This is a genomic window from Bradyrhizobium sp. Pha-3 (assembly GCF_042258325.1).
Taxonomy (GTDB): Bacteria; Pseudomonadota; Alphaproteobacteria; order Rhizobiales; family Xanthobacteraceae; genus Bradyrhizobium; species Bradyrhizobium elkanii.
The window spans coordinates 9,330,198-9,354,015 of the sequence record NZ_CP170151.1 but is presented as its reverse complement, the minus strand read 5'-3'; the positions used below and the strand labels follow the sequence as shown (position 1 = coordinate 9,354,015).

Sequence of the window (23,818 nt, the reverse complement as noted above, 5' to 3'; positions counted from 1 at the left end):
AGTCAGGATCAAAATGTCACGTAAGGGCGCCCAATTGTCCCGTCTCACGCAAGATCCATCCAGGTCAATTCGAAAAACGCCCCCTCCGTTGAGAGTTGCTTCGCTGTTCGCAGGCATTGGTGGTTTTGACAGAGCATTTGAGTCAGTGGGCGCAAGCGTGGTGGCGCAGTGTGAAAGTGCGTCGTTCTGCCAAGCAGTTTTGCAACGACACTGGCCTACAACAAAGCTATTCAATGACATCACCGCTATCGATCCAAGTGAGTTTCCATCGGCTACTATCTGGACAGCTGGCTTCCCCTGTCAGGATGTTTCCTTAGCTCGCGGGAACCATGGCCGCAGCGGACTAAAGGGCAATCACACCAGCTTGTTCTTCAGTTTGATGGATCTGATTCAGGCAAAAGAACCCGAGATCATCCTTCTGGAGAACGTTGTCGGATTATTGAACTCGCATCAGGGCCGCGACTTCGCGATCATCCTCCGTGAGCTAACTGGGGCTGGTTATGCTGTTAGTTGGCGCGTTCTCAATGCGCGCTATTTCGGCACGCCTCAATCTCGTTCCAGAGTGTTTATGGTCGCATGGCGTGACGACTATCGTCGTGCAATTGGCGCTCTCTTTGAGCCGACAAAGGGGATGAAGCCACCCAGCGAACGCGCGGGTTTCTTAACTGCAACTCGACACAAAACCGGAGCGATTGTTCCAGAGATCGCGTACTGTGTTGCTGCGACATCCGGACGACATACAGGCAATGACTGGGCTAGGTCCTACATTTCCTATCCCAATCGAGTTAGACGTCCGACTGCATCTGAGAGTGAGCGACTGCAAGGTTTCCCGGCCGGATGGAGTTTGCCAAAGGATGAGTATCCGGAGCCGGCTCGTGGATACGATTCTGACCGGTACCGAGCCGTTGGGAACGCGGTTGCAGTACCCGTGGTCGAATGGATTGCAAACCGAATAGCGGCCTTGGTATCCGATAAGGTCAAAGGTAAAGCTGGGGACTTCAAGATCGAGGCGCTTCAAACCGCGCCAGACCTTAGAAAACACAGCGAAATGCTTCAGTTTGACCGGATTATGCCGCAAGTAAAGAGCGGCAAATTTGCGTATCGCTGGAAGGGATGCGGAATAGCCTGGAAGAACGAAATTCTTGAAGGGGCAACCGCGCCCGCGCCGTCTGAAATCATTGCCTCTCGATTTGTCGACGTGCTGGACGAGCAAATTCCCGAAGACCGCTACTTTCTTACCTCGAATGCCGCCGCGGGCATTCTGAGGCGCGCTGACATTGTCGGTCGCACGCTGTTTCAACCATTCCGCGAAGGGTTGGAGAATCTGGTAAAGGAGGATGGATTGAGCCCATCCAACCGACCAGGAGCGCCGCTTGCCCCGCCCCGCCTTCGTCCGCCTCGCGCAATCAAGCTCGGACATACTGAGCCAGATCTCGCAAGCCCCCTCGGGGCCGTACGCGCCAGCTATTAGCTTTACTTGTGCGCAAGTCCCCAAGGACTTCGACGTATCGTCGCTGGTCTGGATTTGGATGGGCAGCGACAACAACAAGGGCGCTGCGACCGATTGGACGCAGGGTATACGCGCTCTCGCCCGGTGCAAAGAAAAAACGGAGCTGAAAGGAAAACGATTCGAAATCGTTCTCGATGACGTTTTCATATTACCGCGCAGCGTCGAGAAGAGCGAGCTCTTAAGCTTTTCCCCTGCCACGTACGCCCGTGATTTGTCCGATGCGGCTATCGTTGGTCTCAACAACTACGCATCCCAAGTAGTTCAGTTGTTATCGGACAAGGAGTTTGCGACGATTGCGGCAATCATCGGCGAGCTTCTGCCTGAGGTCCAAGAGGACATTTTCCAAAGGATACCCTCTGCGGAAACTGCGGAGCTATTGGTATCATCGAACTACGTTCCACAATCGCATGCTCAAAACACGCCGCTAATTTCGGTGATTAAGGACGACGATGCGATCCTCACAGAAGTGAAACGTTTGATCGACGAAGACGGGTGGGGCGGGGTTCTGCTGACGGGCGCTCCTGGGACCGGCAAGAGCTTCTACGCGCGGGAAATTGCGATCAAGCTAACGGGTGGCGTTGAACGCCGCATTCGCGAAGTCCAATTTCATCCCTCCTATCAGTATGAAGACTTCGTCGAGGGTTACGTTCCGGATGGAAAGCAAGGATTCCGTCGTATCCCTCCGTTGAGGGCCGCCTTGTTTGACGGACGCGAGCGCTGCAGGTCCTAGGGGTAATCCTAGGAGAAGCGCTATGACGATTTCGCGGGCAGAGGTGATCACATCGGTCGAGCGGCGGCGTCGGTGGTCGCAGGATGAGAAGGAACGGCTAGTTGCAGCATCGCTCGAGCCCGGAGCCACCGTTTCGGAGGTGGCTCGCATGGCCGGCCTTCATGTGAGCCAGCTGTTCAGGTGGCGCAAAGAGCTTTGCAAGCACGGTGAAACGAGTGTAGCGCCGTTAGTGCCGGTCGAGATTGGGCCGTCTGTGCCGCCGCGGGATGTGGCCGAAGCGCCATTGACGACGGCGCCGGCGCGTCGACGGAGGAGCCAGGGCATCATCGAGATTGATCTCGGTAGCGGACACCGAATCCGGGTCGATGGTGACGTTGATGGAGACGCGCTGCGACGAGTTCTCGATGCCCTGGTGCGCCGATGATTCCGGTTCCGAGCGGCGTGCGAGTGTGGCTCGCGACAGGCTACACGGATATGCGCAGAGGCTTTCCGTCGTTGGCACTTCAAGTGCAGGAGGTGCTGCGCAAAGACCCGCTCAGCGGTCATCTGTTCGTCTTCCGCGGTCGGCGCAGCGATCTTGTGAAAGTGATCTGGCACGATGGCCAGGGAGCATGCCTGTTTACCAAAAGACTCGAGAGAGGAAAGTTCATCTGGCCATCGGTTGCCGGTGAATCGGTAACGATCTCTCCGGCGCAGTTGAGCTATCTGTTGTCCGGGATCGATTGGCGCAACCCTCAAGAAACCCAGCGTCCGACGCGGGTCGGATAGCCGTTTTACAGTTTGAATCTTCTGCTTGATCTGATTCAATGGCTTCATGACATCGAAGCCGGACGATCTTCCATCGGACCTTGCGAGTGCCCTGGCGGCGCTGCAGGCCGAGCGTGAGGCGCGGTTGCGAGCTGAGGCGGTGGCTGCCAGCGCGCAGGCGGAGCTGTCGGACAACGAGGCGCTGGTCGCGCATCTCGAGCTGCGGATCGAGAAGCTCAAACGCGAACTGTACGGGCAGCGCTCCGAGCGCACGGCGCGGCTGCTCGAGCAGTTGGAACTGGAGCTCGAAGACCTCGTCACCACGGCGAGCGAGGATGAGCTTGCGGCGCAGGCCGCAGCGGCGAAGACTCAGAACGTCCGCCCCTTCACGCGCAAGCGGCCGGTGCGCAAGCCCTGGCCGGACGACATCGAACACGAGCGCGTCGTCATTGACGCTCCGACGAGCTGCGCCTGCTGCGGCGGATCGCGGCTGGCGAAGATCGGCGAGGATGTGACCAAGACGCTGGAGGAGATCCCGCGTCGCTTCAAGGTCATCGAGACAGTGCGCGAGAAGTTCACCTGCCGCGATTGCGAGAAGATCAGCCAGCCGCCTGCGCCGTTCCATGCCACGCCGCGCGGCTTCATCGGCCCACAATTGCTGGCGACGATCCTGTTCGACAAGTTCGGCATGCATATCCCGCTCAACCGCCAGAGTGCGCGCTTCAAGGCCGAGAGGATTGATTTGCCGCTGTCGACGCTGGCCGACCAGGTCGGCCACGGGACCTTCGCCGTCATGCCGCTCTTCCACTTGATCGAACGCCATGTGCTCGCTGCCGAGCGCCTTCATGGCGATGACACCACCATCCGTATCCTGGCGAAGGGCAAGTGCACGACCGGGCGGATCTGGACTTATGTGCGGGATGACCGGCCCTTTGCCGGGCCTGCGCCGCCGGCGGCGGTCTATTACGCCTCGAGCGACCGACGAGGCGAGCATCCCCAGAAGCATCTGGCCGCCTTCGCCGGTATCCTGCAAGCCGATTGCTACAACGGCTTCGAGCCGCTGTTCGACCCGCAAAAGAAGGTGCTGCCGATTACGCCGGCGTTTTGCTTCGCCCATGCGCGGCGGGGCTTCTTCGAGCTGGCTGACATCGAGAAGAATGCCCGGGAAGGCAAGAGAGGTAAACCGGTCTCTCCGATCGCGCTGGAGGCGGTCAGGCGCCTGGATGTGTTGTTCGAGATCGAGCGCGCCATTAACGGCTGCGGCGCCGAAGAGCGGCACGCCGTGCGCCAGGAAAAGAGCAAGCCGCTCCTCGGGGACATGCACGCCTGGTTGTTGCGTGAGCGCGAAACCCTCTCTCGCTCGTCCGAGGTCCTGAAGCCGATGAATTACATGCTCAGGCGCTGGGACAACTTCGCCCGCTTCCTCGACGATGGCAGGATCTGCTTGACCAACAATTGCGCTGAGCGCGCATTGAGAGGCATCGCCCTGGGAAGGCGCAACTGGACCTTCGCCGGCAGCCAGCGTGGTGCCGACCGTGCCGCTATCATGCTGACGATGATCACGACCTGTCGTCTCAACGACGTCGATCCCAAGGCCTGGCTCGCCGACGTCCTCGCCCGTATCGCCGATCTTCCCGCTTCGCGTCTGCACGAACTGCTACCCTGGGAATGGAAGCTCCTGCGCCAAGGCGACAAGCCTGCCGATCAGCAGGCCGCCTGATCTTCACGCAACACAATCATAGAGCTCGCCGTGCCCGCGCGCATGCATCAATCAGGCGGTCTTCGTCGTATGCGTACATTCCGTCTTGCTGACAAGCACATGCTTGAGATGGCCGAGATCGCGAAGAACGAGAACGAACCGGTTGTTCTTGTGATTGACGAGTTTAGCCGAGCTGACCCCGCCAGAGTGCTTGGAGAGACGATGACTTACATGGAGGGCTCGCTTCGGGATCGCGATTTCTATCTTCCATCAGGAAGACGAGTTCGTGTCCCGCGCAATCTCATCTTTTTGGCAACGATGAATCCCGAAGATCGATCCGTCGACGAGATCGATGCAGCTATGGATAGACGCTGGGCGAAAGTGTCCCTGAAGCCTGATGCAAGCAAACTGCGGGACTTCCTTCGAGATAACAAAGCTCCGAACGCGTTGATCAAGCCGACCATCGATTTTTTCGTTGGCTTGCAGACACACATGGAGCTTGGTCACGCATTTTTTCGTACGATAAAGGATGCTCAAGGCCTGCAGAGGCTGTGGAACAATCAAATCTCGCATCTGGTCAGAAAGAGATTCAGATTTGACCCCGAGGCGCTCCAATCGATTGAGGCGCTTTGGGCGGCTTGTCATAGCTCGATTACTTCCGGCGCAGCAGCAGCAACGGAAGAAGCAAGCAACGAACCGGCGAACGTCGAGTCGAATCCGGCCTAGCCAATGCTGCTGAATCGCCAGACCACCAAGGCCGTCCATTCGCTTCTTTCGCGCCAGTCAATCGAGCTCGATGCGGAGCTGCTTGCGCGAGAAGGGGGTCTTAATGTCTGGCCGCAAGTAGAGAAGCGCGGACTGTTATTCCTCCAACTCCGCCGTAACCGCCTAGTCGTAACCGCGGGTGCGCACATCGGACTAATACCGCTAACGCCGGCCATCTGGTTCGATGTCAGACCAAAGCTACCCGTTAGCAATTTGGGTCGGGTCCTAGAAGCTTCGCAAAGATCTCTGGTGTCCCTAGAGGGAGCTTCGCGGCACTATCTAGCAAACCCTCTTGCAGGTGGAAGCATAGTGGAGTTCATCGCTGCAAACTTGTGGGACGCGATCAAACCGATCTTCACCAACGGATTCCTGAAGGAGTTTGAACAAAAGGAGGAATATACGAGTCATCCTCGAGGCAAGCTCAATGTTTCTCGTACGCTCAAAGGCTGGGCGCATGGCCAATTTCATCGCGTCCATACCCAAAGATTTGAGCAAACTGCCAATGTGCCTGCTAATCGAGTAATCAAAGCTGCGCTCCTGTTGGCGCTCCACAAGCTGCAACTTTTTTCTCGGCATGCCTCTCCCCTTATATCTCGGATCAATTCAGCAATGCTGGAGATGCCCTCCTCCATCGACGATGTGCAGTCGTCCGACCTGCTCGTGTGCAGGGCGCTGGTCGAGACACATCGTCTAAACCCCAATCGCGAATATTATTATCGTGCCCTCGAAATTGCGCTGTTGCTGCTGGCGAGTCGGGGAATTTCCCTAGAGAAGGCAGGAGACGACGTCCTACTGGACAGCTTTATCTTGAATTTCGATGATCTCTTTGAGGAGTATCTTAGGCGAGTCCTGCAAAAGCACGCGCCCCCCGGTTTGCTCGTTCTGGACGGCAACAAAGAAGGAAAGCGGCCACTTTTTGATGACCGAGCCGCTCCTCCGGCGCAGCCGGATGTTGTCTTTCGTTGCGGGTCAACGGGACGAACGGTGATCGGAGAGATCAAGTATAAGGACCGGCCGTCTCGCGACGACATCAATCAGGCAATCACGTATGCAGTCACTTATGGTGCCGACCTCGTGGTTCTGATTCATCAACACGTTGGTCCCGGTGATCCAGGACTTAGCCATCACGGCCAAGTTAAGAATATCAGAGTGGCGACGTACGCGTTCGATTTGGATGGAGTTGATCTGGAGAAGGAAGAACAGTTGCTTTGTAGCAGCCTCTTCCCTCTTGTGAAATCATAAGCGGTAATGCCCGGCAGAAGAGCCTCTGTTAGCTTAATTCGCGCTCATCTCTACGAGCTAGACAAGCGAGCCGGCTTATCACCGTGTTACGCGTCCTGCCCAGTCGTCGAGCGATTGCATTATAATTGCAACCTTGTGCTTCGAGTTTTAGGAGGAGTTGATCCTCCTCTGCGGAGAAGCGCCTTATCAAATGACCATCTGCTCTGCGGTATGTGACACTCTTTTGCGGAACAGGCGGCAAACGCTTAGCAATGTTCTTCGGCGGATCAATCCCATTTCTTAGGCAATAGTATTTGATTAGCCCCTCAGATACGCCGAAGCGCTCGGCAATTCGGCGCGGCGCAAGTCCTTCGCTGCGAAGCGACGCGATCATCTCCGCTTGCTCCGGAGTGAGCTTCCGGCGGTAGTTGCCACGACGAACCGCCCTCAACCGATCTCGATTGCTTGAGGTGTTCAGCCCATCGACTCCCACACCGTGCGAAACGTACCGGTGGTCGGGATACCGAGTTGGAACCAATCCTGCCTCATTACGTCTCGTTGCTCCTGCTTTAGCGTTCTCCCATCGCGAAGCAAAACCTCCTCACCTGGAACTCCAGTGGCCTGATTCACGACGATGGAATTTAACGCGGGAAGATCGTTCAAACGGCAGACCTCGCCGATAATGCCAAGCTGCCGTCCCAGCATGTGCCCAGCTCTCCTGTCGGGATACCCCATAAGCTCGGCCAATTCCCCATACGTCAAGGTCTTGCTGTCGTCGGCTTTGCGCGTAGGGCCGCTAACGAATGACACAAGGATCAACCAGATGCGTTGCGCTTGCACATACAGCCTATCGCCCTCTTGGTATCGCCTAATAGTGGGTATCTTCGTCATGGCCTCCTCACTCTGCGCAACATGTTCAGAATTGCACACTCTGCGCTAATTTGCAAGGGCGTGTCGCCCCTTACCGCCAACGCGGATGAGACGGCTGACCACCATGCTTCAAAGGTGTGCTCGTGGAGTGCAAAACTTGGCGCCTAGACCTTGGTCTCCAAGGGAAAGCTGCACGCGCAACTGTCCGCGTCGAAGGCATCGTCGGGACCATTGCCCAATATATGCCAGAACGGGTCTGCGATTTGAGCCCTGAATGTGCGCGGATTGTCGATCTGCTCTAATGGCACTGTGAAGAGCCAGGAGCGTTCCGTCCAGGGCAGCCCCCCTTTATTGCCTTCGACGTACTCAAGCAGTCTGCCTCCAGCGCGCGCAATGAAAGGCTCCGGCTCAATCGGCCACCCATTGACGTCAAACATCAAGTACTCGGGATCGTAGCCCTCACGGTCCTTTGCCTTTTGACCGCCTATGAAGGCGCACGTCAGCAACGCTTCTTCGGCGTGGGCTAGCTGGGGCCGGGAGACGCTTGCCTTTCTATCTCGAAACAGGTCGATGCAAAGCACTGCTCGCCCGACTACTTTCGATTTGTCCGATCTTTCCTGAGATACGTCAGCGCCGAGAGCCGCCCAGCGACATAGCCATTTACCGGTGGCCCCCCATTCCTCGTGCTTCTCCCACGAAAACGAGGAAACGGCCCAGCCGATGCGAGATCCAAAAAGATCTCGCGCAGACTGGGGCAGATGCTCCAGCTCATCGGTGACCCTGGTTAAGTTGGCGAACGAGGCAAAGACTATAGACATAAATGGCTCTTTCTTGAATCACCGCTCCCAAGGAGCGGCGGTACAGGGCGAAGATCCGCCCATGCAAACTGAAATAGGGCGGCGGCAGTGAACTGCTGAGTGATCGGCACGAGAGCGAGCTTCTCGAATCCGACAAAGCTGCCAATACCAAGCTTTTCTAAGAACCGGACCGCGTCGCGGCACCAACTGGCCGACGTTTCTGATATGGGCATCTGATTCCGCCAACTGACCGCTCGCTGAAGATCGCTCAGAACGCCCGACCATTGACGAACAGTAGTCCTGTTAGATTGAAATACTTCAACGTCAGCGTACTTAACGATGCAAACATGGCGGACGCTGTCTCGCGGATTCAAATCGAAAGCTGCGCTTGCTAGTTGGGCTTCCACTTGGAGGAGATGAAGGACATCGTCCCACTTCATCTCGATTACAATTCGAGCTGTGTGATCTCGGTAACGCAAGTCCACGACGACGTCAGGTTCAACGAAGTAAGCGTTCGGATTGTCGCGCGAAACCGTCGGATGCTTCGGCCATAGGGTCAGCTTGGAAGTAATGGGTGGTTCAATTTCGGAGCCGGTCAACAGAGATACTGTTTTGGCCACGTCGGGCGGAGCCATGAAACGCACGGGTGTTAGCAGAGTAGACGTAATTGCATCTTCAATAACCCGACGGCGACCGTTCGGGTCGAGTTCGGTCGGCAGCGCAGCGCCCTTTTGCAAATAAGCATCCAACATAGCGTTCGACCGCAAGATTTTGGGCTCAAGGCGCCAGTGAAGTTAGTTACAAGAATGCCCAGTATTGAGGCTGCAATTATTGGTTGTTCACGGTGCGGAAGCAAGCCTGCCGGCGCCTAGCCTGAACTGATGATAGAAGGACAATTCCATCATCAGTTATGGCAACGCCCTGACCTGTCGCCCATTATTTTTGGCCAAGCATGTACGTGCCCGCCTGACCCGTTACAATCCAGCGTCCTGCTGACCATAAGTAACCAGTCAGGAGGGCAAATTGGGACTCGGGAAGCAAGCCAAGACGCTGAGCAAGGGCCAGATCGAGGCCGTGCTCTCGTACCTTTCAAGCACCAGGTACCCAGAGCGAAATCGGCTAATCTTTTTACTGTCGGTCAAAGCCGGGCTGAGGGCGAAAGAGATCGCTCGCCTAACCTGGTGGATGACCAACGACTCTTCCGGAGAGATCGGCTACCAGATTTGCCTCCAGGACGTAGCGAGCAAGGGTAACTCAGGCAGGATGATCCCCTTGAACGGCGACGTTCGAGCGGCGCTTATAGAATATAGGCGCAAAGTGATGCACTTTGCGGGACCGTTCGTCGTTAGCACGGAGCGCGGACTGTCCACTTCGCCCCAAGCCATCGTGAACATGTTCCAGAGATGGTACCGGCATCTGGGATTCGTCGGGTGCTCAAGTCATAGCGGGCGCAGGACTTTCATCACAAGAGCCGCTCAGAGGATATCGACAGTCGGGGGTTCGCTCAGAGACGTACAAGTCTTGGCCGGCCACACAAACCTCCGGACCACGCAGCGTTACATCGAGCAGGACGTGGACGCACAACGAAGGGTCGTCCAGCAAATGTGATGCGCACTTGAGGGGGCCGACTGGGGAGGGAACGTTCCGATGAAGACCCAGGTAGCCGATTTAGGGTTCCCCTCGAAGGAGAGCCACCGAGTTATCAAGCGAACGCGATCCGACTCGGTGAGGCAATGAAGCCATTTACCCGCGTCTGCTGGAATCTAGACGGCAAGACCGAGCATGCGGCTTAGGGTAAGTGCTCGCGATATAACCGCAGTATTTCGGAGCGGTCTGATCCGCGCTCAGCGAATGCCAGTAGCAACGCTTGGCCTCCTTTCTCCATCATAGTCCGACGCAAATGGAGTATTGCTTCGACCGCCGCAACACCCGTTTCGTTTGCCGGAAGCTGAACCATATGGCTGACAATTTCCAAAGGTGAGCGGCCCGCAATCCTGATGTCTTCGATTGCTGGGAACTGAAGGCAGATGACCTCGCCATCAAGCCAGAGCTTCGCCAGGTGGGAAGGTACATCTAATGTAGGTGAGTTGGATTCGCGTACTTCTGCGCGACCGTCGTCGAGGATACGTAAAAAGTATGGCATGTCCCGCCCCTCAACCTCGAGATTGCTCAGCGCGTTGGATCAAGCGTGCTTTTAGGTCCGCTTCATCGCCTGGCGCCCAAAGGTCGCGTTCATTGCGCAATGTTTTTAACAATGCTTCACGGCCGACTTTATGCTTGGGGAAGCAGACGACGCCGCCGGGAATATGGTACGAGCGCCCATCAAAGGAAAAATCTTTTGATGGGGTCGTAAACCAAAGTTCGTCGCCGTCGAGCCATACGGTCCCATGAGAAGGCGGAAGTCCGTGGGGGTCCATTGTGGCGACGCGGAACGAGGGACCTTCCGGAGCTGCAGAGTTGGCTGATGGCTCAGCGCTGACCTTGGCGAGAGCCAGGGCAAAGAACTTGGCGAATATCTTCGCCTCCATAACATCTTTGCCGGTGAGCTTGCCGCGTTCCGCTTCAAGTTCGCCAATGCTCTTGGCGAAGATCTCAGCTTCGGTAACGTCTTGCTTCGTGAACTTGCCGCGCTCGGCGTCTAGCTGAGCATACATCTCAGCTTCAGTTATTTCTTTCGTCGTAAATTTGAGAACGATCCGAGCGTGAATACTGGCATCGACGATGTCTTTGATGGCGAGGTTAGCTCCCAACTGTGCTTGGTCGTCGCTGAAGAGCTTAGCGAAGATTTCAGCCTCGATCACATCGTTGATGCCGCCGTTGCGGCGTTCGGCTTCGAGCGCGGCAATAGTCCTGACGCCCAGTTCATCACCGCCGGCTTCGAGCTCGGCGCGGACCCGTGAGTACAAGTCAGAGCCTTGAGAAGTGGTGTCCTTGGGGGGACTCAATGACTCCCACTTCTTGCTGGGAGGGACCTCGGGCTCAACCTTCTTGGTGGGCTCGACGGGGCGTTGGCTCGGGGTAGGAGAGCCGTTGATCTTCTCGAAAAACAGGGTCTCACACAGAATGATTGCGGCTCGGCCACGCTCGTTGGTTTGCGACTCCAATTGGTCGAATACGGGTGCTCGCTCTCGCGCTTGTCGAAAAGCTTCTTTCGCAAGTTCGGTCGCGTCGGCGTTCTTATCACCATGCAGAAACATAGCGATAAACTTACCGTTTCGGATACCCTCAACGGTCGGCGGCGTGCCGCGCCATCTGGCGGCCCGATAGGGAAATGCTTCCATCTCTTGGGGTGCAAGCGCGGACATGACGCCAGTCTGCACGCCACTGACATAGTCGACCGTGGCTTTTTGATCCCCCACGAGTATCTTGGTCACAGCTTCCACGTAGCCAAGGATAAAAGATACCGCGTACGCCTGATTCCAAAAATCTGCCGGTAGCCGCTGTAAAGCGAGCAAAGGGCGAAGTTGCTCTAAGGCGATGTCTCTCGCCTGAGCTTTCTTCGTGAAGGGGAGGAGTATCATTTTCGGCCTACTCGCCTTTATCGTGCTCGACCCAAAGTGTTCTACCGTATCATGCAGTTTGGACCTGCGCAGCTATCTCAGAGCCAAACTAAAACGCACGACGAGTGGATTGAGCCGGGCGAGGATACGGGACCTTGTGCTGGAGAATCCAACCGGCGAATTGACGCGAATGTTGGACTGGGCCGAGTCCAAGTTGCTGCGTCTTCAAAGTGAATTGACGCCCGATGGAGTAGCCCTCGCGCTGCGAGAACGGGGCCTGTTTCCGGAGATAGACAATCTTGCGCCGCCCGACCCGGAAGAGGATTAGCAGCCTCAGTTGAAGATTTGCGACCTCCATTGCCCGAGGCGAGAAATGGCCCAGGCCCGGGTAGCCGATTTAGGGTTCCCCCGGAAGGAGAGCCAGCGAGCAATCGAAACTGCGCGATCCGAACGAGCGGTCTCTCTCGGGTAGCTGCCGAAGTGTGAGAGAACTCGTTCCCAACGTAGATGGGCTCTGTCCACCGGACAGACAATTACAGCATCCGATGCAGACCAGATGCTAAAGTGTCCAAGTAATCCTCTTCATTGAGCAATTTAGTTCTGTCTCGATTCCATCTTGCGACGGCAATCTGCCGAGACCAGGCCGCCTCACAAAATATCCGATAATCGCGATCCATTCGATAGGTGAAGATCTTCCGATTCTGCTCTGGTGGTGGAGCAGATCGAAAAGAAACTATTGTGCCGCCATGCCACGCCATATCTTTTTGGGAGTGATGCAAGAAAATGCGACCATCCACCGCGAGAACAGCCAGACGATGGCTGGCAGTCCAGTTGCCGGTCTCGAAGAGATCACCACTGACTCGTCTGAAGTTGTCGCCACGTTTGCATACGTAGTGAAGATCAATCGGCATCCTTGGCCCTGCTTTTAACGCGCACCAAAGCTAATCAATCCGCCGTGTTATTCCAAGCGGATGACTCACTCCGGGAATCCGGAACAATCAAAGATCGCTCCCCGGCAAGCCATCATCTTTCAGGCAAGCGTTACGATCAAGCGAGACATGCCCGTTCGGCATGGGCCACTTGGTGTAAATACGACGCAGGCTTGTGCGTTTTGGTGGATTGGCCATCGGAGTATCCCTGCGCCCGGAGACTTAAACGATGCGAGCAGCGATGCCCGGCATATGGTTTCGTATTACCAATACCCAAGTGAATGACCGAGACCACACGGATCAAACGATCCAAGATCCAACTAACGATCCCAACCGACACTTCCGATCATTACCCGAGCTGGGATCGAGCCGATCCAACCAGGCCAGCCAACGTCACCAACCGGGTCAAGCAATCATTGACGGGTACGGTCGCATGCTTTCGGATCGGATCGCCGATGGCTGGTCCGCTTATTTGGTGACCCTGGTCTTCCAACATTTTGCCGGTGCTCGCCAGGTTGTTCTTAACCGAATGAAGGACGAGGTTCAGCGAGTCTATTCGACTCTCGTGACCAAAGTTCACAAACGACCGAAGACTGCGCCGGTCGACAAGCTTCCCGTCCTGATTGCGGTTGCGGACCTTCCCGTCTTCAAATGGAACGGAACCAAGGCATCAAGCTCATGCAACGACGGTCTGCACTTCCACGCGATCCTGATGCTCCCGCCAGCGTCTCGGCTCAAGGAATCGATGGTCGAGCACTTCCAGTCGAACGCAGATCGATATCTCGGACCGAAAGAGCTGGTGGATAGGATCCACGTCAGGCCGATAACTCATGACCACCAGCGCGTCGTTGACTACGTTTTCAAGGCCGTGATCAATCGACGCATTCCCTATGAGGAAGCGATCCTGGTCCTACCGCGCACTCGCTCCGAGTTGGCTGCTCGCGAGTGGCCAGGGGACGGAGTAACTGTTCATACACGGACTCTGCCACAGCCTTCGTGAGCAGCGGCGGGACCATGTTGCAGATACACGTGACGGCTTCGTCGATCGTGCCGGTCAGGATGAAATCGTCCGGCAATCCGAACAGGCGCTTCAGCTCCGGGATCGTAAACTTCCGATCCAGTTCGGGGTGAATCGCTCCGGACAAGCCGTCTGGCTTTTGTCCTGCAATTACCAACGTCGGCGCCGGCAGGTCATACGAGCACCGGGTCAGTGAGAAGTTGGTCTTCACGTTCTTCAGCCGCTGGTGCTTCGGCGGGCACTTCGGTAACCGTTTAAGGGCAGCGTGCAACTGGGACCTCCGCAGCGACTTGAAGTACGGCTCCTCGTCCTCCCATACCTGCTCCAGTCCCTCGAACGCGGATCGTATGCTGACGGTGCCGTGAGTGGGCATGGGAAAGAGCCGGAGCACGTCTTCGTCGGAGTAGATGCCGACCTTCTCCGCTACGTCGCACCTCACGGAGAGGACAATGATCCGCTTCCGCTTTTGCGGGACCCCATAGTTGCTGGCCGAGAGTATCTTCCAGTTCGCGTAATACCGCCGCTCGCCATCCCGAAACCGAAGCGCGTCCACGATCTGCCGCAGCAGCTCGGGTGCACGGATCTGTAGACCGACAACGTTCTCCATGAGCGAGCCTTTGGCCTGCGTCCGATGCAGAAACTTTGCATACTCAAACGGCAAGCTCGCAACGTGGGTCTGCCACATGCCCGAATGCAACTTCGGGCGGTTCTGATCTCCGATTCCCGCGCCGCCGAGGCTAAACTCGGTGCACGGCGGAGAGCTGTCCAGCCAGTCCAACTCGCCGGGTAGCAGGCCAGCCCTCTGTAGAAGGTCCTCCACCCCGTTTGGGTCGCGTAGCACGTCGCGGATGTCGCGCTGCTCGACCATGCAGTCGGGGTTGTTGCGCTTGTATGCGGCTGCGGCATTAGGGCCGAATTCGACCACGCCGCGGACCTCGCCTCCCGCGTGGCCGTAGCCTGTACAAGATCCGCCAGCTCCAGCGAACAGCGAGATGACGGAAAAGTCCTTCCTGGCTGCAGCCGTTCGCACCTCGGCCATAGTGTAGGGTCGATATGGTTCGCATGCCTCCCGCACGCAAGCGCGAAATCGCGATGGTGGTGCCGCAGGCATTTCCCCGATACGCGACCGCTTTGCCCACGCAGTGCATAAGTCTTGAAGCGTCCGGCCACGGGGATACCATCGATTAATCGATGAGTCCTGCAGCAGCCCACGAAAGAGATGTTCGATCTCCCCCAACATCTTTCCACCCTACCCCACTTGTGACGTTGCCGGTCGACTTCGGCGAACTACTTGCAGCGGCCGATCGAATCCGCGGCTCGGCCCGTTCTTGTGGTCAGCAGCTTGCCGTGGCGCTTCGCGATCCGTGCGGCCGTGGACCAGACTTGCTGGCTCACTTCGGCATCCAACACTAGACAGATCACTTTCTCCGGCAACACTTCGCACAAGTGCATGACGAGATAGCCGACCAAAAATTCTGGCACCGCCAAACAGCGATGGTATGCGGCGAGGTGAATGAAGTCGGCCGCGATCTGATTGACCGGCAAGTGGATCACTTTTAAGCGTCCGCCGAGTCGATCAGCCATTTCTTGGATGCGAGGTTTGAGTTCTTCCGCGATCGTAACCGAGTAGAACTGAATGCCGCGTGCATGCTCTCCCGCCGCCGTTTCGCCGGCGGGATCGACTTCTCCGCACAGTACCACTCCTAGCGAAACTAGAGACGGATCTCGTCCGCGAGTAGCCATCGCCAGGGTAGGATAGAGAGCGCTCACGACGATTGTCCTTCAGTCCAATTCGCATCACCGACGACTGCTTCCCAGCCGGCCGCTGCCATATCGGCAAACAAGTGCACTCGTCTGCCGGCAATCCCCGCAGTAAGTTTGTCGACGAGCTTCACCGGGTCCTGTTCGGTGGGCCAGACGAGCGGAGTAGGTAACTTCAGTTCACCGCGCTCACATACTCCAATCGCGGCGACGTTGGTCACGTCCGGCCCGACTGATGTTTCCAGAAGATAGACGCGTGAGAACTTCTTGAACCTCCACCACTCCAGCGAACTCGACAGTGAGAGCAACTCGCCAACTCGTGCAACGACGAGCAGGACAGCATCATCCGCGACGGCATGGCCGATGCGTAGGCACGGAGGCTCGCCGGCAGGGACGTACCCTTTGCCCAACCTAGTTACCGCCGCCCTTTGCGGCGTCAGGAGCAGCACCGAGATCGGCGTCTCTTCGTCGAGAGCACGTTCGGCAGTTGGTGCGCTCGCGATCTCGTCATTGTCGACAACCAAGTACGGTCCTTTGGCCGGCCGCGCTCGGCCCTTGAGCTGGCCTCTCTTGCTGCTGATCCACTGGCGCGTGACCATTCCGTCGCATCCAGCGAGGATCTCGTGAAGTCGCTCAATCGTTTCCATTGTTAGCCTCCAAGTCTTCGTACAAGAGAGCCACCTGATACAGCACGGAGTATCCGGGCTGCAGGAAGGGCAGGATTTTGGGATGAAGGATCACGTCAGCACGCTCGGCGATCTTGCGGAGCATCGACATGGTCGATTTCCGTCCGCCGAGGCCTGCATCAGCTTCAGCTTGGGATAGAACTTTTGCGCCGACGAGCGCGTTCAGCAGCTTCTGTAGCTGTTCGCGATCGTTAGCGCACGCGGCTAATCCTTGGTGCAGGATCACGTCTCCCGTCACCTCCTCCTGCACACTCGCCGCACGATGTTTCAGAAAGCGTTCTGCGACCAGTTCGGGATTGGATGGATCAGCGGGTACACTTTCCGTTTGACCGACGGTGAAAATCTCGTGGCTCGCTTCGGCCACCGCCTGCCGACGCGACTCTTCCTGTTCGAGGTACAATGTTCTGACTCCCAGTTCGGCGCAGCCGCCCCAGCGGCCGGGCTCACGCTCGATTAGATCGCAGAACGAACCCGCTCTTAAAATCGGGGGAGAAAAAGAACTATTGCTTCTAGGCGGGCGGGCTATCCCCTTCCGCCAATTGCGTCCGAGGAGATTGCTGGCTTAGTGTCAATTCAGCGTAAGCATCCGAGAGACAATGGCCGAGAAGAAATACAGACGCCGGGTGTTGAGCGAGCTTGCCAGCTTTAAAGCGAGCCGATTCTTGCACGAGCCGCTCGTCAATCTTTCGACACATGAGGAGGTCGGCGAGGTCTTCGCTGAACTCGTCTCCCAGCTCAGGCTGAAGCACATGGATCCGGTTCGTCAGGCATTCGACGACACGGGACTTAATCCGAACAATCCATTCTGCTGGGGCGAGTTGCTCAGCCTGTTCGCCAACATTCACTACACTTCCGGAAAGGAGGGACGACCTTCGATCCGCTCGTTAAGCTATGATGAGAGGTTTGCGATAGACCTGTACGAGGTCTACCGAGATACGGGCAAATCGAAGCCAGTCGGGCTTTCGCTGGAATTCTTGAACCATCACGTCAGTCAACGTGACATCTACAAATCTCTGAAGAAGGTCGGCGGGGTTAAGTCCGCGATTTACGCTCTTGAGCGCCGCCAAGGGAAAGATTGGCGAGAATTTGCTACGGAGATCATGTCGCGGTCCGATGCGGACGGCGAGGAGAAATAAAATTCGAGCTATCTCCCCGCGAGATCGTGGGACGGCTGTTCTTTAATCGGGCCGTCGGGATCCAGCCGCTGGGATTCGCTTCGCCGTTTGGGGGTTTTTTCGCTACACCATTGCAAACGCCGGCAATCCCGGCGCGACTTGCACCTGCACGTCGACCGCGCGGGCCTCAATCCCCTCGAATGCGACGGTGGATACGCGCTGGACCATGCTGCCCCTATTCTTCCGCAATCGAAGGTAGCGGAACCGGGCGAAAAGTGCAAGAACATTACAGGAACATTCGCGACACCGAGGGCTGGTCGCCCGGTACCAATTCACCGCGCGGCGCATCCGCTTCCGGCCGGTGCGGAAGCGTCAGGCGTCGCTCGCGATGACACGTGTTTCTCGCGATCGAACACAGCTCGCGTCGTCGACAACTGCAAGAATCATTTTCAAGAATCATTCCAGCACGCACGAGCATCGCGCTTATTGTCGCAGCGTGTCGTCAATTTCCTTGCTGTTTCAGCGATCGCACGCTGATCGCGCGCGCAGTCTCGATCTATTCCAACTGCCGAGGTCTGTACTCGCGAGCCCCGCGCTGTAGAGCCGGATCACAAATCCATCCAGGCTGACATCAGGGCGCCTTCGCGTGATCGATCGACTTGCTTCGCATTCCACCCGTCAACATCCGCGACTGCGAACGATCGGTCTGTGTACCGCCGCCGTCCTTGCCGCCGGAGTCACGATCGAACGCGTCGACGCGCAATCGGAACTGCCGCCGGTGAGCGTGGACGCGCCTCAGCAGCGCGCGATCACTGCGAATGCAAAACCGGTTCGTCGTCCGGCGACCGCACGCGCGAGCCGCGCCAATCGCGCGGCTCGATCCCAGCAGGCGACGCCTCCAGCGGCGGCACGATCCGGTGCCGGCGCCGGAGAGCGAGCCGGCGGTCCGGTGGTCGGGTTCGTTGCCACGCGTTCGGGCACGGCGACCAAGACCGACACGCCGCTGATCGAAATCCCGCAATCGATCTCGGTCGTCACGACGGACCAGATTAGGAACCAGGGTGCGGAATCGGTGGGCGCGGCCTTGCGCTACACCGCAGGCGTCAGCGGCGACGTGAATGGCGGCTCGGACACCCGCTTCGGCGGCTTGCAGATCCGCGGCTTCGACATGACGATGCCGGGCCTCTATCTCGACGGCTTGCGGTTGCCGAGCAGCAACTATGTGCACTTCCTCGGGCTCGATCCGTACGGGGCCGAGCGCCTCGAGGTCCTGAAGGGGCCATCCTCGGCGATGTTCGGCGGCAGCGGCACCGGCGGCATCCTCAATTATGTCAGCAAGCTGCCGACCGCGCGCGAGTTCGGGGAAGTGTCGCTGTCCGGCGGCAGCTTCAACCGCTATCAGGGCGAGTTCGATATCGGCGGCCGCGCCAACAAGGAAGGGACAGTGCTGTGGCGCCTGACCGGCGTCGCGCGCGATGGCGAGACCCAGGTCGACTACACCAAGGACAATCGCGTCTTCATCGCGCCCGCCGTCACCGTGAAGCCGAACGAGGACACCACGATCACCTTCCTCGCGAATTACCAGAAGGAACGCACCGGCTGGGGCCTGCAATTCCTGCCGCCGTCCGGCACCGTCTGGGCCAATAACGGCCGCTACATTCCGAACACGCGCTTCGTCGGCGAGCCCGGCTTCAACCAGTTCGACACCGAGCAATCCTCGGTCGGCTACATGCTGTCGCACGACTTCAACGAGGCGCTGACCTTCCGCCAGAACCTGCGCTATTCGTGGATGCACAACGAGCAGAAGAGCTTCTACGGCACCGGCTATGCGTCGGCCGCCGACGAGGCTGCGGGTCTGCTGTCGCGCGGCGGCGCCGGTGGCAGCTCGACGATCGATTCCTTCGCGGTCGACAACCAGCTGCAGGGCAAGTTCGTCACCGGCATGCTGAGCCACACGACGCTGTTCGGCGTCGATTACCGCAACACCTCGTTCCGCGACATGGCCTCGAGCGACAGCACCGGCAAGCTCAACGTCTTCGCGCCGGTCTACACCAATAGCTGGACCAACAACGGACCGTATGACGACACCGGCATGAAGCAGTCGCAGGCCGGCCTCTATCTGCAGGATCAGATCAGGCTCGGCCGGCTGTCGTTCCTGCTTGGCGGGCGGCAGGATTTCGTCACCACGGACCTCGACAACAATCTCGCGAAGACGTCGACGTCGACAGACGCCTCGGCATTCACCGGCCGTGCCGCCGTGATGTACAATTTCGACAATGGCATCGCGCCCTATTTCAGCTATTCGGAATCATTCCTGCCGGTGCTGAGCATCAACGCCGCCGGCGAACTGCTGAAGCCGGAGTCCGGCGTCCAGTACGAAGTCGGCGTCAAGTACCAGCCGGTCGGCGTCAATGCGCTGATCACGCTGGCCGCCTTCGACCTGACCCGATCCAACGTCGTTACCTACGCCCCGCCGGCCTATTTCGCGGAGCAGACCGGCGAGGTCAGGTCGCGCGGCATTGAGCTCGAAGGCACCGCGACGTTGGTCGAGGGCGTCAATATCCGCGGCGGCTATGCCTATGTCGACGCGGTCGTCACCAAGGATCCCGTCAACGTCGGCAAGGCGCCGACCACGGTCCCGCTCAACCGCTTCTCGCTGTGGGGCGATTACACCGTTCAGGGTGGCCCGCTCGCCGGCGTCCAGTTCGGGGCCGGCGTCCGCTATGTCGGATCGACGTTCGGCGACGACGCCAACACCTTCAAGGTGCCGGCATCGACGGTCGTCGATGCGCTCGTCGCCTACACCAGGGACAATTATCGCCTCTCGCTCAACGTCACCAACCTCGCCGATACGCGCTATGTGGCAGCCTGCTACGGCAACACCAGCTGCTTCTACGCGGAGGGCCGCAAGGCGATCGCGAAGCTGACCTACCGCTGGTGATCACCAAAACAACTTACTGAAATGCCCATGAGACCAATCTTCGGACGACTGCATCGCTGGGCGGGTCTTCTTACCGCGGCCTTCCTGTTCTTCTCGGGCGTCACCGGCGCGATCATCTCGTGGGACCACGAGATCGACGACGTGCTCAACAGGAAGCTGTTCGAGGTGACGAGCTCCGGACCCGCGATCCCGTCGGTCGAGCTCGCCCGGCTGATCGAGCAGCGCGATCATCGCGCCCGCGTTGTCCACATGTTCATGACGCCGGAGAAAGGCGAGTCGCTGTGGTTCTTTGTGCTGCCGCGGATCGATCCGGCGACCGGCAAGCGTTACACGCTCGACTACAACCAGGTCTTTCTGGATCCCAACACCGGCGTCGAGCTCGGACGCCGCCATTGGGGCGCGGTCTGGCCGGTGACCCGCGAAAACTTCGTCTCGTTCCTCTACAAGCTGCACTACACGATGCATATCCCCGAATTCTGGGGCAGCGATCGCTGGGGCATGCGCTTCCTCGGCGTCATCGCCGTGATCTGGACGATCGATTGCTTCGTCGGCTTTTACCTGACCCTGCCGTCGCAGCGGCGCGCAAGGGCGGAGCGGGCGTCGGCGATATCGGGCCCGCGCGGCAAGGGTTTCTGGACCCGCTGGGCGCCGGCCTGGAAGATCAAGACCTCAGGCAGCGCCTATCGAATCAATTTCGACATTCATCGCGCCTTCAGCCTGTGGGCCTGGGCGTTGCTGTTCGTGATCGCGTTCACGGCATTCTCGCTGAACCTCTATTTCGAGGTGTTCTCGCCGTTGATGAAGACCGTGTCCAACTACACCCCGACACCCTACGAGCAGCGACCATACCGTCATCTCGACGACCCGATCGAGCCAAGGATGACCTATGCGGAGATCGCCGCGCGGGCCGCGGCCGACGGCAAGGCGCGCGGCTGGACCACGCCGATCGGTTCGATCAATTATGGTCCGGCCCATGGCGTCTATGCGGTCGCATTCTTCGAGCCGGGCGACGAACATGGCGCCGCGGGCGTCGGGCCGGCGCAGCTTTACTACGACAGCGAGGACGGCCGTCCGCTCGGCGAGCGGCTGCCATGGGTCGGCACCGCGGCCGACGTGTTCGTGCAGATGCAGTTTCCGTTGCATTCCGGCCGGATCGCCGGCTTGCCCGGGCGCATCCTGATCTCGCTGATGGGATTGGTGGTCGCGGCGCTGTCGGTGACGGGCGTCGTGATCTGGTGGCGCAAACGTCGGGCGCGGATTGGCGCGCGAGGTACGATGCGCGCACACCCCGAGAGCCGTCTCGCGCCGGCGGAATAGGCCGGGCCTCCCGTGGGCTCCTTGCACCGGGCGGCAAATGCATTCGGGAGCGGCGGCGGCCGCTCCCGAGGCAGTCCGTCTTCGCAATCAGTCCGTCACAGGTTCATCTGCATCGGCTCTGGATAGTAGTGGAAGCCTTCGCCGACCTTGGCGACGTGGCCGTAGCCCGGCCAGGCGAAGTGATAGGACATCACGGCCGTTTTGTTCGCGGCCAGCATCTCCAGCAGCTTGACCCGCGAGTTCGCCGCCTGCTTCGGATCGGTGTCGTAGGAGAATTCCATCCGCGGACGCTCCAGCAGCAGCACCGCGTGATGCGAGAGGTCGCCGAGGAACGCGAAGGATTTGCCGCCCGAGCTCACCATGAAGATGGTGTGGCCCACGGTGTGGCCGGGCGCTGCGATTGCCGTCACGCCGGGCAGGAATTCCTGGTCGTCCTTGAAGAACACGATGCGGTCGCGCACCGGCAGCAGGTTCTTGCGGGCATGCACGATGAAATCCTTCAACGGGCTGCCCATCTTGCCTTCGTCGGTCCAGAACTCGAGATCGCTCTGCGCGATGTAGTATTGCGCATTCGGAAACAGCGGCTTGTCGTCGGCACCGACAATGCCGCCGATATGATCGATATGCGCGTGCGACAGCACGACGGCGTCGATATCCTCCGGCTTGATGCCGGCTTCCTTCATGCTCTTCTGCTGCCGCCCGGTGGTCTTGCCGAACAGTTGCGAGGTGCCCATGCCGGTATCGAACAGGATCAGCTTGTCGCCGGTGTTGACGATCGGCGAATTCTGCTCGAGCACGACATTGTCGGGCGAGAGGAAGTTGTCGGAGAGCATCTTCTTCACCTCCTCCTTCGGCACACCGGTGAAGGTGCCGGAGGGATCGCCGAGCGGAAGCGGCCCGTCGGATACGACGGTCACTTCGGCGTCGCCGAGCATGAAGCGGTGCCAATAGGGTGTCTGCGTGCCGAGCTTCGGCGCGCGTGCCTGTGCGGTGCCCCCGAGCAGGGTGCTGGCGCCGAGACCGGCACCGAGCGCGAGCAAGGATCGTCGTGAGACATTGAGCGTCATAACGTCTTCCTCCACATTTTTTATGAGATTTTCGCGTTGTTGCCCGCGCGTTGATCCGCTGCTTGACCTGACGCAGGCGAGCGGATGCTGCCCTCGCCCGCGCAAGCTGGCAAGAAGAATAAGGAGATCGCATGCGCGATCGAACGCCGGCTAAATTTCAGCCAGCTGTGCGGCGCACAAGGGAGGGTTATCTGGCGGCGCGCTTCTTCTCGATGGTATCCCAGATCATCGCAGCGACGTCGGGGCCATTGAGCCGTTGGATTGCGCGGATGCCGGTCGGCGAGGTGACGTTGATCTCGGTCAGGTTGCCGTCGATCACGTCGAGGCCGACGAACATCAGACCAAGTTCGCGCAACGAGGGTCCAACGGTGGCGCAGATGTCGCGCTCGCGATCCGAGAGCTCGGTCGCCTTGGCCGCACCGCCGCGCACCATGTTGGAGCGCAGATCGTCCGCTGCCGGCACGCGATTGACGGCGCCGGCGAACTCGCCATCCACCAGGATGATGCGCTTGTCGCCATGCTTCACCTCGGGGAGGAAGCGCTGGATCACCCAGGGCTCCTTGAAGGTGACCGAGAACATGTCGAACAGCGAGCCGAAATTCATGTCCTGCGGCATCACGCGGAAGACCGCGGCGCCGCCATGGCCGTGCAACGGCTTCATGACGACGGCGCCATGCTGATCGCGGAATGCGTTGATCTCGTCGAGATCGCGCGAGATCAGGGTTGGCGGCATCAGCTGCGGGAAGTTCATCACGAACAGCTTTTCCGGCGCGTTGCGCACGCTGGCCGGGTCGTTGACGACCAGCGTCTTCGGATGGATGCGCTCGAGCAAATGGGTCGAGGTGATGTAGGCGAGGTCGAACGGCGGATCCTGCCGCAGCAGCACGACGTCGAAGCCGTTCAGCGGCTCGCGCTTCGGCTCGCCCAGCGTGAAGTGATCGCCGACCTCGTCGCGCACGGTGAGAGGCTGCACCGGCGCCACCAGCTCCTCGCCGCGCAGCGACAGCTTGTCGGGCGTGTAGTAGGAAATGCCGTGGCCGCGCTTCTGCGCCTCGAGCAGCAGCGCAAAGGTCGAATCGCCGCGGATGTTGATGCGCGCGATGGGATCCATCTGGACGGCGATCTTCAATTTCATAAGCGTGTCC

23 protein-coding genes and 1 pseudogene are annotated in these 23,818 nt (G+C 58.8%); 11 read left to right on the top strand and 13 right to left on the bottom strand.

The features are described from left to right. Nucleotides 1-13 precede the first annotated feature (13 nt). The 7 genes from ACE10X_RS44580 to ACE10X_RS44550 all read left to right on the top strand — a co-directional run bounded on the left by ACE10X_RS44580 (nucleotide 14) and on the right by ACE10X_RS44550 (nucleotide 6,693). Complete coding sequence (locus tag ACE10X_RS44580; RefSeq protein ID WP_375763902.1) at nucleotides 14-1,471, top strand: DNA cytosine methyltransferase; 1,458 nt, start codon at nucleotides 14-16, stop codon at nucleotides 1,469-1,471. 58 nt (nucleotides 1,472-1,529) lie between these two features. Then, nucleotides 1,530-2,240: an AAA family ATPase gene (locus tag ACE10X_RS44575; protein WP_375763901.1), complete on the top strand. Its 711-nt coding sequence runs from the start codon at nucleotides 1,530-1,532 to the stop codon at nucleotides 2,238-2,240. Nucleotides 2,241-2,262: 22 nt separating this feature from the next. Continuing rightward, the gene (locus ACE10X_RS44570; RefSeq protein WP_038380667.1) at nucleotides 2,263-2,664 is read left to right on the top strand and encodes a transposase; all 402 of its coding nucleotides are present in this window, start codon (nucleotides 2,263-2,265) and stop codon (nucleotides 2,662-2,664) included. Continuing rightward, nucleotides 2,661-3,008 (top strand): IS66 family insertion sequence element accessory protein TnpB, encoded by a 348-nt coding sequence (gene tnpB / locus ACE10X_RS44565; protein ID WP_018272694.1) that lies wholly within the window; start codon nucleotides 2,661-2,663, stop codon nucleotides 3,006-3,008. Before ACE10X_RS44570 ends, tnpB begins: the two co-directional genes overlap by 4 nt. A gap of 46 nt (nucleotides 3,009-3,054) precedes the next feature. After that, entirely contained in the window at nucleotides 3,055-4,707 is a 1,653-nt protein-coding gene (locus ACE10X_RS44560) for an IS66 family transposase (RefSeq protein ID WP_038380666.1), read from the top strand. A gap of 30 nt (nucleotides 4,708-4,737) precedes the next feature. Further along, nucleotides 4,738-5,412, top strand: coding sequence for an AAA family ATPase (locus ACE10X_RS44555; protein ID WP_375763900.1), 675 nt, complete (start codon nucleotides 4,738-4,740; stop codon nucleotides 5,410-5,412). A 348-nt stretch (nucleotides 5,413-5,760) separates the two neighbouring features. After that, nucleotides 5,761-6,693: a hypothetical protein gene (locus tag ACE10X_RS44550; RefSeq protein WP_375763899.1), complete on the top strand. Its 933-nt coding sequence runs from the start codon at nucleotides 5,761-5,763 to the stop codon at nucleotides 6,691-6,693. Nucleotides 6,694-7,146: 453 nt separating this feature from the next. Here ACE10X_RS44550 and ACE10X_RS44545 read toward each other — a convergent pair whose 3' ends face one another. From ACE10X_RS44545 to ACE10X_RS44535, 3 genes are all read right to left on the bottom strand, one after another. Further along, entirely contained in the window at nucleotides 7,147-7,377 is a 231-nt protein-coding gene (locus ACE10X_RS44545) for a hypothetical protein (RefSeq protein ID WP_375763898.1), read from the bottom strand. A 329-nt stretch (nucleotides 7,378-7,706) separates the two neighbouring features. Beyond that, on the bottom strand, nucleotides 7,707-8,360 hold the full coding sequence (locus ACE10X_RS44540) for a hypothetical protein (protein ID WP_375763897.1): 654 nt from the start codon (nucleotides 8,358-8,360) through the stop codon (nucleotides 7,707-7,709). After that, nucleotides 8,351-9,091 carry a hypothetical protein gene (locus tag ACE10X_RS44535; RefSeq protein ID WP_375763896.1) on the bottom strand — a complete coding sequence of 247 codons (741 nt, stop codon included), beginning with the start codon at nucleotides 9,089-9,091 and terminating at the stop codon, nucleotides 8,351-8,353. Before ACE10X_RS44535 ends, ACE10X_RS44540 begins: the two co-directional genes overlap by 10 nt. A 322-nt stretch (nucleotides 9,092-9,413) precedes the next feature. On the opposite strand from ACE10X_RS44535, the gene ACE10X_RS44530 reads away from it, so the two are divergent. Continuing rightward, nucleotides 9,414-9,947, top strand: coding sequence for a tyrosine-type recombinase/integrase (locus ACE10X_RS44530; RefSeq protein ID WP_375764665.1), 534 nt, complete (start codon nucleotides 9,414-9,416; stop codon nucleotides 9,945-9,947). 181 nt (nucleotides 9,948-10,128) lie between these two features. Here the strand turns inward: ACE10X_RS44530 and ACE10X_RS44525 are convergent, their stop codons facing one another. The 7 genes from ACE10X_RS44525 to ACE10X_RS44495 form a co-directional block, all read right to left on the bottom strand. After that, entirely contained in the window at nucleotides 10,129-10,482 is a 354-nt protein-coding gene (locus ACE10X_RS44525; RefSeq protein WP_375763895.1) for a hypothetical protein, read from the bottom strand. A 10-nt stretch (nucleotides 10,483-10,492) separates the two neighbouring features. Further along, nucleotides 10,493-11,860: a hypothetical protein gene (locus ACE10X_RS44520; protein ID WP_375763894.1), complete on the bottom strand. Its 1,368-nt coding sequence runs from the start codon at nucleotides 11,858-11,860 to the stop codon at nucleotides 10,493-10,495. Nucleotides 11,861-12,372: 512 nt separating this feature from the next. Beyond that, a complete protein-coding gene (locus tag ACE10X_RS44515) occupies nucleotides 12,373-12,750 on the bottom strand; it encodes a hypothetical protein (protein ID WP_375763893.1) in 378 nt (125 codons plus the stop codon). Between the two features lie 890 nt (nucleotides 12,751-13,640). Next, the gene (locus ACE10X_RS44510; RefSeq protein WP_375763892.1) at nucleotides 13,641-14,825 is read right to left on the bottom strand and encodes a DNA cytosine methyltransferase; all 1,185 of its coding nucleotides are present in this window, start codon (nucleotides 14,823-14,825) and stop codon (nucleotides 13,641-13,643) included. A gap of 248 nt (nucleotides 14,826-15,073) precedes the next feature. Continuing rightward, a complete protein-coding gene (locus ACE10X_RS44505) occupies nucleotides 15,074-15,556 on the bottom strand; it encodes a hypothetical protein (protein WP_375763891.1) in 483 nt (160 codons plus the stop codon). Next, nucleotides 15,553-16,194: a hypothetical protein gene (locus tag ACE10X_RS44500; protein WP_375763890.1), complete on the bottom strand. Its 642-nt coding sequence runs from the start codon at nucleotides 16,192-16,194 to the stop codon at nucleotides 15,553-15,555. Before ACE10X_RS44500 ends, ACE10X_RS44505 begins: the two co-directional genes overlap by 4 nt. Beyond that, nucleotides 16,181-16,633: a hypothetical protein gene (locus ACE10X_RS44495; protein ID WP_375763889.1), complete on the bottom strand. Its 453-nt coding sequence runs from the start codon at nucleotides 16,631-16,633 to the stop codon at nucleotides 16,181-16,183. Before ACE10X_RS44495 ends, ACE10X_RS44500 begins: the two co-directional genes overlap by 14 nt. A 196-nt stretch (nucleotides 16,634-16,829) precedes the next feature. Between ACE10X_RS44495 and ACE10X_RS44490 the strand changes: the two genes are divergently transcribed. After that, nucleotides 16,830-17,369, top strand: a complete 540-nt coding sequence (locus ACE10X_RS44490; RefSeq protein WP_375763888.1) for a hypothetical protein — start codon at nucleotides 16,830-16,832, stop codon at nucleotides 17,367-17,369. 105 nt (nucleotides 17,370-17,474) lie between these two features. On the opposite strand, the pseudogene ACE10X_RS44485 reads toward ACE10X_RS44490, so the two are convergent. After that, a pseudogene (locus ACE10X_RS44485) lies at nucleotides 17,475-17,576 on the bottom strand (ATP-binding protein); the annotation flags it as partial. A gap of 721 nt (nucleotides 17,577-18,297) precedes the next feature. Here ACE10X_RS44485 and ACE10X_RS44480 point away from each other — a divergent pair. Both ACE10X_RS44480 and fsrB read left to right on the top strand, forming a co-directional pair. Then, a complete protein-coding gene (locus tag ACE10X_RS44480) occupies nucleotides 18,298-20,289 on the top strand; it encodes a TonB-dependent siderophore receptor (protein WP_038382738.1) in 1,992 nt (663 codons plus the stop codon). A gap of 27 nt (nucleotides 20,290-20,316) precedes the next feature. Then, nucleotides 20,317-21,606 carry a siderophore utilization protein FsrB gene (fsrB, locus tag ACE10X_RS44475; RefSeq protein WP_304557393.1) on the top strand — a complete coding sequence of 430 codons (1,290 nt, stop codon included), beginning with the start codon at nucleotides 20,317-20,319 and terminating at the stop codon, nucleotides 21,604-21,606. 95 nt (nucleotides 21,607-21,701) lie between these two features. Here the strand turns inward: fsrB and ACE10X_RS44470 are convergent, their stop codons facing one another. Next, entirely contained in the window at nucleotides 21,702-22,673 is a 972-nt protein-coding gene (locus ACE10X_RS44470; protein ID WP_375763887.1) for an MBL fold metallo-hydrolase, read from the bottom strand. Between the two features lie 187 nt (nucleotides 22,674-22,860). Next, nucleotides 22,861-23,808 carry a glutathione synthase gene (gene gshB, locus ACE10X_RS44465; RefSeq protein WP_038382708.1) on the bottom strand — a complete coding sequence of 316 codons (948 nt, stop codon included), beginning with the start codon at nucleotides 23,806-23,808 and terminating at the stop codon, nucleotides 22,861-22,863. Nucleotides 23,809-23,818 lie beyond the last annotated feature (10 nt).